A 13,088-nucleotide genomic window follows, 5' to 3' on the forward strand; every position below is an offset into this window, starting at 1 on the left:
CAGCTAGTCCTGATACTTTCCCAGCAGCTGCTTGAGCTTCAGCCCCAGTTGGTGCAGATCATTGGCGACGATCTCGCTCTGGCGGGCGCTCGCGACGTTCTGCGCGGTCGCGTCGTGGATGTTCCGCATCGCCTGCGCCACCTGGTCGGTCCCCGCCTGTTGCTGCTGCGCCGAGACGGCAATCTGCGCCGCCGCCTGCACCGCTTGCTCGATGCTCTGGGCCAGCGCCCGGATCGCCGACCCGGCCTCGGTCGACAGCTTCACGCCCGTTTCCACCGCCTTGCTGCCCTGCTCGGTGGCGAGAACCGCCTTGGCGGTTGCGCGCTGGATATCGCCCAGAATGGTCCGCACCTGCGCCGTCGCCTGGCGCGACTGCTCCGCCAGGCTCTTCACTTCTTGCGCCACCACCGCGAAGCCCTTGCCCTGCTCGCCCACCTTGGCTGCCTCGATGGCTGCGTTCACGGCCAGCATGTTCGACTGCTCCGCCAGATCGTTCGTGGTCGCGATGATTTCCCCGATGGCCAGCCCCTGCTCGGACAGGCGCACGATGCTCTCGGCCACCAGTTCCATCTGCTGCTGAATGCGTTCCATCGCCTCGATCGAGAGGTCCACGGCGTTCCGCCCCGTCTCGGATACCTGCGCCGTGCGCTGGGTGCCTTCCGATACTTCGGCAGCTTTCCGCGATGCCATCTGCGCGGTCTGTTTCACCTCTTCCACCGTCACCCCGGTCTGTCCCACGGCCGCCGCGGTCTCTTCCGAAGCCGCCGTCACCTGGCTGGCCGAGGCCAGGATGTCGGCCGTCGACCTCGCCAACACCTCTGCCACCTCGCCGATCTGGCGCGTCATCCCCTGCAGGCTGGACAGCATCCGGACGAAGCTGTCGACCAACACGCCGATCTCGTCGGCCCGGCCCGCTTCGGTCGCCAGCGTCACCGTCAGATCGCCGTCGGCGACCCGACGGGCGGCGGCGGCCATGTCCCGGATCGGACCGGCAATGACGCCATGCATTCGTCGCGCCACCGGCAGGGCGAGTGCGAGCGCCCCCAACATCAGCAAGAGCAGGACGCCGCCGTAGCGCAATACCCGGACGGCCAGCGCCTCCGGGACGGCATGCAGAAACACCGCCCCCAACGCCCGCTGGCCCTGCCTGACCGGCCAGGAGACCAGCAATTCGTCGCCGTCGAAGTGCTGGCCCTGGGCAACGCTGCGGCTTGGCGGCATGCGCGACTCGCTGCCGGGGCGAGAATAGACGGCGAGGCGTTCGCCACTGTTGCGATATACGCCGGCGGCAGCGATTTCCGGATTGGCGGCAAGCGCATTCAGGTATTCCTGTGCCGTCTTGGCGTCGTCGAACTCCACGGCGGCCATCACGCTGGCCGCGAGGATTTCGGCCTGCACGGAGACATCCCGCAGTTTTTGCTGCCGGTAGCTCACATTCTCGTAGATGATGATCGTGGCGCCGGCCAGGATCAGGGCGACGGCGGCCGGCAGCACCGAGACCACCATCAGTTTGCGGGCGATCGGAAGGTCGCGAAGTAGGCGCATGCGGCGGTTCTCCTAAGGCCGGCCCGACGGTCTGAGATTCAGGGCCAGTTTGAGGAGCTTGGAACTGATGCTGAGCCCGCTTTGGGCCGCACCCTCCTCGTCGATGTTGAATCGGACGCGGTTATCCCTGATCACGAAATTGATGATGCCCACCGCCCCGCCCGGCTCCGGGCTGTCGGTCACCGTCAGCACCTGGCTGCCGCGCACCGCCGCAAGCATCTGGGCGCGCTGGGCTTCGGCTCCGCCGACAAACAGGATCTGGCAGCCCGAATCGCGCTCGATGTTCTTCAGCCGGCGCACCACCACCTGCCGGTCGGCGATGCGCTGCCCCCGCGCCGCCGTGTCGAGGGTCGCGCCAAAAGGGTCGTCGCCGGCGACGCACACGGTGAGCGGACTGTTCGGCGACGCGAAGGCGGTGGCCGGCCAATCCACATAACCGGCGAACTTGTAGAGATACGTCGCCTTGACGGCGTATTCCAGGGAATCGGCCTCCCCCGCCATCGCCGGGCACGGCAACAGGACGAGGATGGCCAGACGCGCCACCCGGCCGAGGAACGAAAGGGCAGCCACCAGCGGCCGGGGGCTCAGAAGTTCCATCGCACCCTCGCCTGAATGCTGCGCCCCAGTTCGCCGCCGGTCGTGTTGGCGAATTCCCGGTGACGGCGGTCCAAGAGATTGTTGCCGATCAGCGAGAGGTCGACGCCACGGGCGATGGTCCAGCCGATCCGCCCGTCGACCGCGACATAGCCGGGTATCCTCGGGTCGGGAAGACGGCTGATGGCGCGCAGGAAGAAGTCCAGCTCCACACCGTGGGGCAGGTTATGGGCGGTGTGCAGGAAGAACTGGCGGGTGGGATCGTTGCCCGCTGCGGCCAGATTGGTGTCGCGACTGTCGTCCGCGAAGCTCAGGTGTTTCCACAGGTGGGTGTAACCCGCCGAAAGGCGCCAGTCCGGCGTGACCTGATAGCTGCCCCAGGCTTCCACGCCATTGATATTCCCCCTCATCCCGTTGGCGATGACGAGGGGAGACCCGGCGCCGGAAGCGGGCTCCAGGCTGCGCAGCCGGTCGTAGTCATGATGGAAGGCGGTGATCGAATAGGACAGGCTCGCGGTCGGCTGAGCCCGGTAGCCGAGCTCGTAGGCCATCAGCTTCTCGGACCGGAACGTCCCGCCGGCGAGCAGGAAGGGGGCCGTGGCGGGAACGAAGAACTCCCGGTCGATCCGCGACGGCGTGCGCACCGGCCGCGAAACGGCCGCCCAGACCAGGGCGGTGGGGCTCAGCTGCCAGGCCAGCCGGGCGTCGGGCAGGAATTCCGTGCCGGTGTAGCTGTTGTGTTCGAGTTTGACGCCGAGGGTCAGCCGCCACGCATTGTCGAGGGCGATGCTGTCCTGCACGAAGATGTTGCTCAGGTGCATGTCCCGCCGGGCCGGCAGGAAGGCCAAGCGGGAGGAGTTGCTCACGTCGTCGCGCATCAGGCGGTAGCCGCCTCCCCAGACGATGTCATGGCGCTCGCCCCAGTGCAGGCGATGCAGCAGGTCCAGGTCCCAGGTTTCCAGCACCTCGGCGAAGGTGCCGGGAATCCGGCGTCGCGTACGGTCGTAATAGGCCTTGATCTGGACCTCGCCGTCGTCGGCCAGCTTGCGGTTCCAGCGCCCGAGCAGGTTGACGCCGCCAATGTGGGTATCGCGGCTAGCGCCTTGCTCGATGGCACCGTCGTAGGTATCCCCCTGCAGGGTCAGCGCATCCCCGCTCCGTCCCCAGTCGTAGCGGAAGCCTGCCTGGCGGCTGTGCCAGCCGTCGCGGGCATCGGCGCCACTGCGCGTGAAGGTATCCTCCCGGGCGAAGCCCTTGGCATAGACGCGCACGCCCGCATCGTCCCCGAGCCTGAGCCCGTGGCGCGCGGCAACATTCCGCTCGCTGTTGCCGGCTCCCACGCGCAGAACGGTGCCGGCGGTGTCCTGAGCCTGTCGGGTGGTGATGTTGATCACGCCGTTCACCGCATTCGAGCCCCACAAAGCCCCGCCGGGGCCGCTCACCACCTCGATGCGTTCGATATCCTCGAGAAAGGTGTCCTGGGCATCCCAGAAGACCCCGGAAAAGAGCGGCGTGTAGACGCTGCGGCCGTCGATCAAGACCTGCAGCTTGTTGGCGGTCGTGGAATTGAAGCCCCTGGCGCTGATCGCGTAGCCGCTCGAACTCAGCCGCGCCACCTGGAGATTGGGCGCCAGGCGCAGGACTTCCGCCAGGCTCCTGGCACCCGAGCGGCGGACATCCTCGCGGCTGATGACATAGATGGTGGCGGCGGCTTCGCGCAACGACTCGGGCCGCCGCGACACCGAGGAAATCTCGATTTCGGCGAGTTCCTCGATCGAATAGCGCGACAAGTCCTCCGCCGCAATCGCCACTGCGGGGAAAGCGAGGCAGGCGAGGCACGCCTTGACCGCTGACGCAATCTTCATCGTTCTTATCCCAGACTGCATGCTTGTTTCCATAGTGGATCAACGCGCGGGAGAAAAAAACCTTATTGCATTGTCAAGTTCCGCCACCAGCCCATGCGGATCGCATCAACGCATCGAATGGGCGACTCATCCGCCAGTCTCGTCCGCCACGACAATTGCGGGGTCCGCCAGCAACTTGCGCCCATCGAGGACCACTTCGCTCTGCCGGGTGATACCCAGCAAATAGTCGGCACGGACGTCGGTGAGCGTGGGCAGCGGCGGCTGCACGTCGTCGAGCAGGAGGCGGCGGACGCCGACGATCGCGTCCGCGAGGATCGCGAACTGCATCGCGCCGTCGTCGAGGACGATCGCCTTGTCGAGGTCGGAGAGTCCCCTGTCGGGAAGCTCGAAGAACTTCTTCAGGTCGAGCACCGAAATCACCTCGCCGCGCAGATGGATGATGCCCAGCACGAAGGCCGGGGTGCCGGGCAGCGGGGTCAGTTCGCGCAAGGGAACGACCTCGCTCACCCAGCTCGACTCGATCGCATAACGCTCGTTGGCGAGCGTGAATTCGAGCACCTCGATACTCGCGCCCGGTTCTGCCGGCGCACCGGCCGCGAGCGCGCGCGCCCGGGCTTCGAGAATCGCACGGCGCTGCCCGGGCGCCGGGACAAACTGCTCCTCCAGCGCGCGCTCCGCATCGGCCATCCGGCGCCGGATTTCGCTCCAGTCGATTGCGGCGCCGCCGCGCCCCGCCGGCCGTGTCATGCGATGCACTCGGTCGCGTCGATGATTTCCCGCAGGCGGCCGGCGGTGAGTCCTTCCGCGTCGGCCAGCGGCGCATCGGCCGGATACGCCTGCAGGAGATCGCGGGCGTTGCCGTAGTGCCTGGCGGCGCGCCCGGCATCGCCCATGCGCCGGTGCAGCGTACCGAGCGCAAAATGGGCGAGGACGTAGTCCTGGTCGAGATAGAGCGCCTGTCTGAGCGTCGCGACCGCCGCTTCGGGACGGCCGGCCTCCTCCAGCACCGAGGCGAGCAGATAGCGCAGGCCGGGATTGAACTTGTCGGCGGCCACCGCCGCTTCGCACCAGCGGCATGCTTCGGCAAGCTCGCCCAGGTTGGCGCAGGCGCGGGCCATCAGCGCGAGCGCTGGCGGGCTTCCCCCCCCTGCAGTGGCCAGCAAGGCCTTCACCCGCTCGTAGTCGCCGCGCTCATAACAGGCCAGCGCGCTTTGGTAAGGCGCGGTTCGGGCTGCAGGCGCTTCCGGCAAGGTGGTGCGCATGGGCCGCGGCGGCACGCCGGCCGAGTAAACCGTCGCCGGCGGCGCATGCCCCTTGCGGTAGAGGATGGCGTCGCCGAGCCGGACCATCTCGAAGTCGGCGAACAGTGACGCATTCAGTTCGGCCGGGCCGACGATCAGCCAGCCGCCCTCCACCACGACGCGACCGAGCCTGCGCACCACCGTTTCGATCGTCCTGGCATCGAAGTACATCAGCACGTTGCGGCACAACACGATGTCCATGGCATTGGTGTTGTTCAGCACCGACGGGTAGACGTCATCGACCAGGTTGAGATGGTCGAACGTCACCAATCTCCTGTAGCGCGTGGCCAACCGGTAGCGGCCGCCATCGACGGCATCGAAATAATCCTCCCGAAACCGTCCGGGAACGCCGCGGAACGACCAGTCGCGATAGGCGCCATGCGCCGCCGCGGCCAGAAAGTGGGGATTGATGTCGGTGCCGAGGAGGCTGAGGTTCCAGTCGGCCAGATCCGGGATCAGCCGGGTGAGCAGGATCGCCATCGAATACGGCTCCTCGCCCGTGCAGCACCCCGCGCTCCAGATACGCAGGCGGCGCTCCGAGGCACGGCGGGACGCGATCAGCGGTGGCAGGATGTCGTTTTCCAGCGCCGCGAAAACCGCCGGCTCGCGGAAGAAGTACGTCTCGCCGATGCAGAGATGGCCGGCAAGAATTTCCACCTGGCCGCGGCTGAGGGCGGAAACCATGAGCCCGCGCAGGCATGCTTCGACGCCGCGAAAACCCAGCGCCGGTGCCGCCTTCTCGATGCCGCGGAGCATGTCCGCCCAGCGCGGCGGGGGAAAATACACTCCCATCCGGCGCGCGAGAAAGTCGCTGAACTCGCGCAGCAAGGCGTCGGGAATCGTCGCGTTCATCGGTCGGGTCGCTCTACGCGATGCTGCTCAAGGCCTGCTCGAGGGATTGCTCCTCGTCCAGGGAAAGGAAGCTGTCGAGGTCGTGGATCAGGACCATTTCGTCCGCGAGCTTGACGATGCCCCGCAGGTAACCGGTTCCCGGAACGATCGTCTCCGCCGCGACCCAGTCGCGTTCATCGCATTCGGCGACACCTGTCACGGCGTCGACCATCATCGCCAGGGTCCGGCGGGGGGTATGGGCGACCAGCAACTGATCGCTCAGCGCGATCTCCCTGCCCTGCACCCCCAGGCGTCGGCGGATATCGATTACCGGGACGACCTGGCCCCGCATGTTCACGACGCCGCAAACGATGCTCGGCGCCTTGGGCAGCGGCGTCACGGCAACCGCGCGGATCACGCGCTCGACGCTGCCCAGCGGCAACCCGAAGCGGCGGTCGCCCAACGTGAATACCGCTACCTGCTGCATGGCTGCCGGCCCTTTCGGTAAGGTCACCTAAGGAGCATAGAATCAAGCAAGTTGAGTTACCAGACCGGCCAAAGCAACAATTTGTTGCATATGCCTTTTGCAGCTTTGCACGATGTGCGGATAGCGGAAATTCGGCTGTGGCAATATTTGCGGCGCACGCGAGCCCGGCGCCGCGAGACTGACCGGCAGAATGCCCGCGTAGGCCACTGCGGGGAAATTCGAGCCGCGTGAAGTTCTCTATCGAGACGTTAACCGCCAATGGCAGTGACATCTCGTCGGCGTGCCAGCGAACGGCCTGATCCAAAGCGCAATTGAGCACTGCATGCGTCAGGGCGTCGACGAGGCCGGACTCCTCCGCCAGGTCGATAAACTGACTAACGAAAACGCCCGGCAAGCCGGGCGTTTTCGTTGCGAGATCGAGTTTTCGACTTTATTTGTCGGGAACAATCACCTTATTGCTGCCACCCCCTCATTCCACCGTAACCGATTTCGCCAGGTTGCGCGGCTTGTCCACATCGGTGCCCTTCACCAGGGCCGCATGGTAGGACAGCAACTGCAGCGGAACGACGTGCAGCACCGGCGACAGCATGCCGTAGTTCTCGGGCATCTGCAGGATGTGCACACCCTCCGACTCGGGGATCTCGCTGCCGGCATCGGCAAACACGTACAGCTCGCCACCGCGCGCGCGGACTTCCTGCAGGTTCGATTTCAGTTTTTCCAGCAGCTCGTCGGCGGGGGCGACCGCGATCACCGGCATGTCCTTGTCGACCAGCGCCAGCGGGCCGTGCTTCAGCTCGCCGGCCGCATAGGCCTCGGCGTGGATGTAGGAGATTTCCTTGAGTTTCAGCGCCCCTTCCATGGCGATCGGCCAATGCTGGCCGCGGCCGAGGAAAAGCGCGTGCTGTTTGGCGGCGAAGCGCTGCGCCCAGCGTTCGATCTCCGGCTCGAGTTCGAGCACCTTCTGCACCGCAACGGGCAGATGCCGCAGCGCCGTCAGGTGGCGCACCTCCTCCGCTTCGGGCAGGCGCCCGGCGAGCTTGGCGAGCGACAGCGTGAGCAGCGACAGCGCCGCGAGCTGCGTCGTGAAGGCCTTGGTCGAGGCGACGCCGATCTCGGGACCCGCGCGCGTGATGAAACGCAGCGCCGCCTCGCGCACGATCGCCGATTCGGGCACGTTGCAGATCGCCAGCGTCCGCTCCATGCCCAACGCCTTCGCGTGCTTGAGCGCGGCGAGCGTGTCGGCGGTCTCGCCCGACTGCGAGATCACGACCACCAGCGTGTCCGGATTCGCGACCGATTCGCGGTAGCGGTATTCGCTCGCGATCTCGACGCTGCACGGCACCTTCGCGATCGCCTCGATCCAGTAACGCGCGACCAGACCGGCGTGGTAGCTCGTGCCGCACGCGAGCACCAGCACGCGCCCGACCCCGCCCAGGAGTTCGGGCGCCTGGGTGCCAAACAGCTGCGGCGTCACCGAGCCGCCGCCGGCGATGATCTCGAGCGTGTTCGCAAGCGCCTGCGGCTGCTCGAAGATCTCCTTCTGCATGTAGTGACGGTACTGGCCCAGTTCGACCGCGTCGGCGGACAGGCTGGACACATGCGTGGCGCGCTCGACCGGCGTGCCGTCGGGGCGCGCGATGCGGTAGCCGTCGCGGCGCAGTTCGGCAATGTCGCCATCCTCGAGATAGATCACCTTGCGCGTGACCTGCAGCAGCGCCGCCGTGTCGGAGGCCGCATACATCCCGTCCTCGCCCACGCCCAGCAGCAGCGGCGCACCGTGGCGCGAAACGATCGCGCGCGCGGTATCGGCTTCGCAGATCACGCCGATCGCGTAGGCGCCGACGAGCTCGTTGGTTGCCAGGCGCACCGCCTCGAAGAGGTCCGGGTGCACCGCGAGCTTGCTGTGGATCAGGTGGGCGATCGCCTCGGTGTCGGTTTCCGAGACGAACTCGTAGCCCTGGGCCATCAGGCGCTGCTTGATCGCCTCGAAGTTCTCGATGATGCCGTTATGCACGACGGCCAGCCCCGCCGACACATGCGGATGCGCATTGCGCTCGGACGGCACGCCGTGCGTCGCCCAGCGCGTGTGCGCGATGCCGATGCCGGCGTCGAGCTTCTTCTCCTCGGCACGCGCCGCGAGTTCGGCGACGCGGCCGGCCGCGCGCACGCGCTGCAGCCCGCCATTGAGCACGGCCAGGCCGGCGGAGTCGTAGCCGCGATATTCCAGCTTGCGCAGGCCTTCGAGGAGGACGGGGACGACGTTCTGCGTCGCGATGGCAGTGACGATGCCGCACATGATGTTTTCTCCGGCTTACTTCTTCTTCACCGGCCGCTTCCAGCCGGCGATGGTGATCTGCTTGGCCCGCGACACGGTGAGCTGCTCCGGCGGGGCGTCCTTGGTGAGGGTCGTGCCCGCGCCCAGCGTCGCCCCGCGGCCGACGCGCACCGGCGCGACGAGCTGGGTATCGGAGCCGATGAACACGTCGTCCTCGATGATCGTGCGGAACTTGTTGGCGCCGTCGTAGTTGCAGGTGATCGTGCCCGCGCCGATGTTCACGCGCTGGCCGACGTCCGCATCGCCGACGTAGGCGAGGTGGTTGGCCTTCGAATGGTCGGCGATCGCGCTGTTCTTGACCTCGACGAAGTTGCCCAGGTGCACGTCGTCGCCCAGCGTCGTGCCGGGGCGCGTGCGCGCGTACGGGCCGATCACGCATTCGCGCCCCGTCACCGTGTCCTCGATGTGCGAAAAGGGCGCAATCCGGGTGCCTGCGCCGATGCGCGCGTTGCGGATCACGCAGTTCGCGCCGACGCGCACGTCGTCGCCGAGCTCCACGTTGCCCTCGAACACGCAGCCGACGTCGATCTCGACGTCGCGGCCGCATTCGAGTTCGCCGCGCACGTCGATGCGTGCCGGGTCGAGCACCGTCACGCCGGCGTCCATCAGGCGCTGCGCGATGTTGCGCTGGTGGATGCGCTCCAGTTCGGCGAGCTGCGGCTTGCTGTTCACGCCCAGCGTCTCCCACACCGCGTCCGGCTGCACCGTGACGATCTCTACGCCCTCGGCGACCGCCAGGCCGATGATGTCGGTGAGGTAGTACTCGCCCTGTGCGTTGTCGTTGCCGATGCGCCCGAGCCAGTCGCGCAGGCGTGCGACCGGCGCCACGAGGATGCCGGTATTGACTTCGCGCACCCGGCGCTGCTCGGCGCTCGCGTCCTTTTCCTCGACGATCCGCGTCACCTTGCCGCCGGCGTCGCGCAGGATGCGACCATAACCCGTCGGATCCGGCAGTTCGACGGTCAGCAGCGCGAGCTTGCCGCCGCCCGCTGCGGCCTGCAGACGGCGCAGCGTGGGGGCGCCGATCAGCGGCACGTCGCCGTACAGCACCAGCGCCATCTCGCCGTCGGAAAGCTCCGGCAGCGCCTGCTGCACCGCATGCCCCGTACCCAGCTGCGGCTCCTGCCGCGCCCAGCGCAGCGCGGCATCCTGCAGCCGCTCGCGCACCACCTCGCCACCGTGGCCATACACGACGCAGATGCGCGCTGCGTCCAGCGCCCTGGCGGCACCGATCACGTGCGCCAGCATCGGACGCCCGGCGATCGGCTGCAGCACCTTCGGCAATACCGAACGCATGCGTTTGCCCTGCCCGGCGGCAAGAATCACGACTTCCATGAAAACCCCGTTTCGTTCGGAACCGCCGCCGATTCTAGCATGTGCGCCGAAGGCCCCCCGGCGGCCCTGGGTCGCCTGTCGCGCGAATCACACAGGAATACCGCAGCGCACACACGTTTTTACAGCACGACAGGCAAGACCCTGATAACGCGACTAAAATGCGGTTTTTGCATCGCAACCGGAACACACCGACCATGGATCACGACGCCAATCAATTCATCCAGAACCGCGTATTCGACGAGATCCAGGTGGGCGACCGCGCCCAGCTGGTGCGCACGCTGCGGCCGGACGACATCCACCTCTTCGCGGTCATGTCCGGCGACGTCAATCCGACCCACGTCGATCCCGAGTTCGCGCGCTCCAGCCAGTTCCGCGAAGTCGTCGGCCACAGCATGTGGGGCAGCACCCTGATCTCGACGATCCTCGGCACCGAGTTTCCCGGCCCGGGCACCGTCTACGTCTCGCAGGGCCTGAACTTCCACCGCCCGATCACGATCGGCGACACGCTGACCATCAGCGTCACCTGCCGCGAGAAGTTCGAGCACAACCATCACATCCTCTTCGACTGCGTCGCCCTGAACCAGGACGGCCTGAAGGTCATCGACGGCATCGCCGAGGTGCAGGCCCCTACCGAGAAGATCAAGCGCGCCCGCATCCACCTCCCCGAAGTGACGATCTCGGACCGCGAACTGCGCTATGGTCACCTGTTGTCGATCACGGCAGGCAAGGCGCCGATCCCGATCGCCGTCGTCCACCCGTGCGATGCCGAATCGCTGCGCGGCCCGATCCAGGCCGCCCAGGCAGGCCTCGTCATCCCGGTGCTGGTCGGCCCGGAGACGAAGATTCGCGCCGTCGCCGAGCAGGAAGGCATCGACCTGCACGGCGTGCGCATCATCGACGTGGCGCACAGCCACGAGGCGGCCGAAACCGCCGTCACGCTGGCGCGCGAGGGCCAGGTCGAGGCCCTGATGAAGGGCTCGCTGCACACCGACGAACTGATGAGCGCGGTCATCTCCAAGGCTGGCGGGCTGCGCACTTCGCGCCGCATCAGCCACGTGTTCATGGCCGACGTGCCGACCTACCCGCACCCGCTGCTGATCACCGACGCCGCGATCAACATCGAGCCCACCCTCGAAGACAAGGTCGACATCATCCAGAACGCGATCGACCTCGCCCACGTCATGGGCCTGCCCGAACCCAAGGTCGCGATCCTGTCCGCGGTCGAGACCGTCACGTCGAAGATCCGCTCGACCATCGACGCCGCCGCGCTGTGCAAGATGGCCGACCGCGGCCAGATCAAGGGCGGCCTCCTCGACGGCCCCCTAGCCTTCGACAACGCCGTGTCGCTCGTCGCCGCCAAGACCAAGGGCATCCGCTCGCTGGTCGCCGGCAACGCCGACATCCTCGTCGTGCCCGACCTCGAGTCGGGCAACATGGTCGCCAAGCAGCTCGAATACCTTGCCAACGCGCTGATGGCCGGCGTGGTGCTCGGCGCGCGCGTGCCCATCGTGCTGACCAGCCGTGCCGACACCGCCGAAACGCGCGCCGCCTCGTGTGCGATCGCGCAGCTGATGGCGCACAAGAAGCGCGAGGCGCGTCTCGCATGAAGGCCGTGCTCGTCATCAACGCCGGCTCGAGCAGCCTGAAGTTCGCGCTCTTTGCGATCGAACCCGCGCTTGCGCAGTCGCCGGCACTGTCCGGCCAGATCGAAGGCATCGGCGCAACGCCCGTGCTGTCGGCAAAGGACGCCGACGGCGCGCACTACCACGAACCGGTTCTGACCTCGGGCACCCAGACGGAGCAGCATCGCGACGCGCTCAACCACCTGTTCCGCTGGCTCAGTGCGCACAACCCCGATCTCGACGTCGTCGCCGCCGGTCACCGCATCGTGCACGGCGGCGAACTCTACAGCGCGCCGGTGACGCTCAACGAGTCGGTCCTGCGCGACCTCGAAGGCTTCATCCCGCTCGCCCCGCTGCACCAGCCGCACAACCTGCGCGCCGTGCGCGCGGTGGCGGCGCTGATCCCGGAGATTCCGCAGGTCGGCTGCTTCGACACCGCCTTCCATCGCACCCAGTCCCCGCTCGCCCAGGCCTTCGCCCTGCCGCGGGCGATCAGTGCCGAAGGCGTCAAGCGCTACGGCTTCCACGGACTGTCCTACGACTACGTGGCACGCCAACTCCCCGACGTCATCGGCGAACGCGCGAACGGCGCAGTGCTGATCGCCCACCTGGGCAACGGCGCTTCGATGTGCGCGCTGCGCGAGGGCAGGAGCGTCGCCACGACGATGGGCTTCACCGCCGTGGAAGGCCTGATGATGGGCACGCGCACCGGCAGCCTCGATCCGGGCGTGATGCTCTACCTGATGGAACAGAAGGGCATGGACGCCAAGGCCCTGACCAACCTGCTGTACAAGGAGTCCGGCCTCCTCGGGGTCTCCGGCATCAGCCAGGACATGCGCACCCTGCTCGCATCCGACGCCCGCGAGGCGCGGGAAGCGGTCGATCTCTTCTGCTACCGCATCGCGCGTGAAATCGGCTCGCTCGCGGCCGCGGCCGGCGGTCTGGATGCACTCGTGTTCACGGGCGGGATCGGCGAGCACGCCGCACCGGTGCGCGCCCGGGTCGCCAAACTGTCCGCCTGGCTGGGCGTCGCCATCGATCCGGATGCGAACGACGCACACGCCCTGCGTATCGACGCACCCGACAGCCGCGTCGCGGTGGCGGTCGTGCCGACCAACGAGGAAGGCATGATTGCGCACTACACGCTGGAGCGCCTCGCACACTGAGGCAGCA

10 protein-coding genes are annotated in these 13,088 nt (G+C 67.2%); 2 read left to right on the forward strand and 8 right to left on the reverse strand.

What is annotated here, in order from left to right; genetic code table 11:
• Positions 1-3 precede the first annotated feature (3 nt).
• The 8 genes from BW991_RS00325 to glmU form a co-directional block, all read right to left on the reverse strand.
• Positions 4-1,545, reverse strand: a complete 1,542-nt coding sequence (locus BW991_RS00325; protein ID WP_076600113.1) for a methyl-accepting chemotaxis protein — start codon at positions 1,543-1,545, stop codon at positions 4-6.
• 12 nt (positions 1,546-1,557) lie between these two features.
• The gene (locus BW991_RS00330) at positions 1,558-2,142 is read right to left on the reverse strand and encodes a TOL_0243 family YfiR-like periplasmic protein (protein ID WP_076600114.1); all 585 of its coding nucleotides are present in this window, start codon (positions 2,140-2,142) and stop codon (positions 1,558-1,560) included.
• Positions 2,130-4,004, reverse strand: coding sequence for a TOL_0244 family TonB-dependent receptor (locus tag BW991_RS00335; RefSeq protein WP_170879027.1), 1,875 nt, complete (start codon positions 4,002-4,004; stop codon positions 2,130-2,132). Before BW991_RS00335 ends, BW991_RS00330 begins: the two co-directional genes overlap by 13 nt.
• Positions 4,005-4,130: 126 nt before the next feature.
• Entirely contained in the window at positions 4,131-4,751 is a 621-nt protein-coding gene (locus BW991_RS00340; RefSeq protein WP_076600115.1) for a chemotaxis protein CheW, read from the reverse strand.
• A complete protein-coding gene (locus BW991_RS00345; RefSeq protein WP_076600116.1) occupies positions 4,748-6,157 on the reverse strand; it encodes a CheR family methyltransferase in 1,410 nt (469 codons plus the stop codon). The genes BW991_RS00340 and BW991_RS00345 overlap by 4 nt, the downstream gene beginning before the upstream one ends.
• Before the next feature lie 13 nt (positions 6,158-6,170).
• Entirely contained in the window at positions 6,171-6,623 is a 453-nt protein-coding gene (locus BW991_RS00350) for a chemotaxis protein CheW (RefSeq protein ID WP_076600117.1), read from the reverse strand.
• A gap of 469 nt (positions 6,624-7,092) precedes the next feature.
• Entirely contained in the window at positions 7,093-8,919 is a 1,827-nt protein-coding gene (glmS, locus tag BW991_RS00355; RefSeq protein WP_076600118.1) for a glutamine--fructose-6-phosphate transaminase (isomerizing), read from the reverse strand.
• A 15-nt stretch (positions 8,920-8,934) separates the two neighbouring features.
• Entirely contained in the window at positions 8,935-10,293 is a 1,359-nt protein-coding gene (gene glmU, locus BW991_RS00360) for a bifunctional UDP-N-acetylglucosamine diphosphorylase/glucosamine-1-phosphate N-acetyltransferase GlmU (protein ID WP_076600119.1), read from the reverse strand.
• A 194-nt stretch (positions 10,294-10,487) separates the two neighbouring features.
• Here glmU and BW991_RS00365 point away from each other — a divergent pair, with 194 nt between their 5' ends.
• Together BW991_RS00365 and BW991_RS00370 are read left to right on the forward strand one after the other, a co-directional pair.
• Positions 10,488-11,900, forward strand: a complete 1,413-nt coding sequence (locus tag BW991_RS00365; protein ID WP_076600120.1) for a bifunctional enoyl-CoA hydratase/phosphate acetyltransferase — start codon at positions 10,488-10,490, stop codon at positions 11,898-11,900.
• On the forward strand, positions 11,897-13,081 hold the full coding sequence (locus BW991_RS00370) for an acetate/propionate family kinase (RefSeq protein ID WP_076600121.1): 1,185 nt from the start codon (positions 11,897-11,899) through the stop codon (positions 13,079-13,081). The genes BW991_RS00365 and BW991_RS00370 overlap by 4 nt, the downstream gene beginning before the upstream one ends.
• Positions 13,082-13,088: the final 7 nt, after the last annotated feature.

This window comes from Aromatoleum tolulyticum, assembly GCF_900156155.1.
In the GTDB taxonomy this organism is placed as follows: domain Bacteria; phylum Pseudomonadota; class Gammaproteobacteria; order Burkholderiales; family Rhodocyclaceae; genus Aromatoleum; species Aromatoleum tolulyticum.

Bases quoted from the DNA above. Each gene is read 5' to 3' on its own strand.
- BW991_RS00330 (WP_076600114.1), bottom strand. From the start codon at position 2,142: ATGGAACTTCTGAGCCCCCGGCCGCTGGTGGCTGCCCTTTCGTTCCTC.
- BW991_RS00365 (WP_076600120.1), top strand. From the start codon at position 10,488: ATGGATCACGACGCCAATCAATTCATCCAGAACCGCGTATTCGACGAG.
- BW991_RS00340 (WP_076600115.1), bottom strand. From the start codon at position 4,751: ATGACACGGCCGGCGGGGCGCGGCGGCGCCGCAATCGACTGGAGCGAA.
- BW991_RS00335 (WP_170879027.1), bottom strand. From the start codon at position 4,004: ATGAAGATTGCGTCAGCGGTCAAGGCGTGCCTCGCCTGCCTCGCTTTC.
- BW991_RS00345 (WP_076600116.1), bottom strand. From the start codon at position 6,157: ATGAACGCGACGATTCCCGACGCCTTGCTGCGCGAGTTCAGCGACTTT.
- glmS (WP_076600118.1), bottom strand. From the start codon at position 8,919: ATGTGCGGCATCGTCACTGCCATCGCGACGCAGAACGTCGTCCCCGTC.
- BW991_RS00370 (WP_076600121.1), top strand. From the start codon at position 11,897: ATGAAGGCCGTGCTCGTCATCAACGCCGGCTCGAGCAGCCTGAAGTTC.
- BW991_RS00325 (WP_076600113.1), bottom strand. From the start codon at position 1,545: ATGCGCCTACTTCGCGACCTTCCGATCGCCCGCAAACTGATGGTGGTC.
- BW991_RS00350 (WP_076600117.1), bottom strand. From the start codon at position 6,623: ATGCAGCAGGTAGCGGTATTCACGTTGGGCGACCGCCGCTTCGGGTTG.
- glmU (WP_076600119.1), bottom strand. From the start codon at position 10,293: ATGGAAGTCGTGATTCTTGCCGCCGGGCAGGGCAAACGCATGCGTTCG.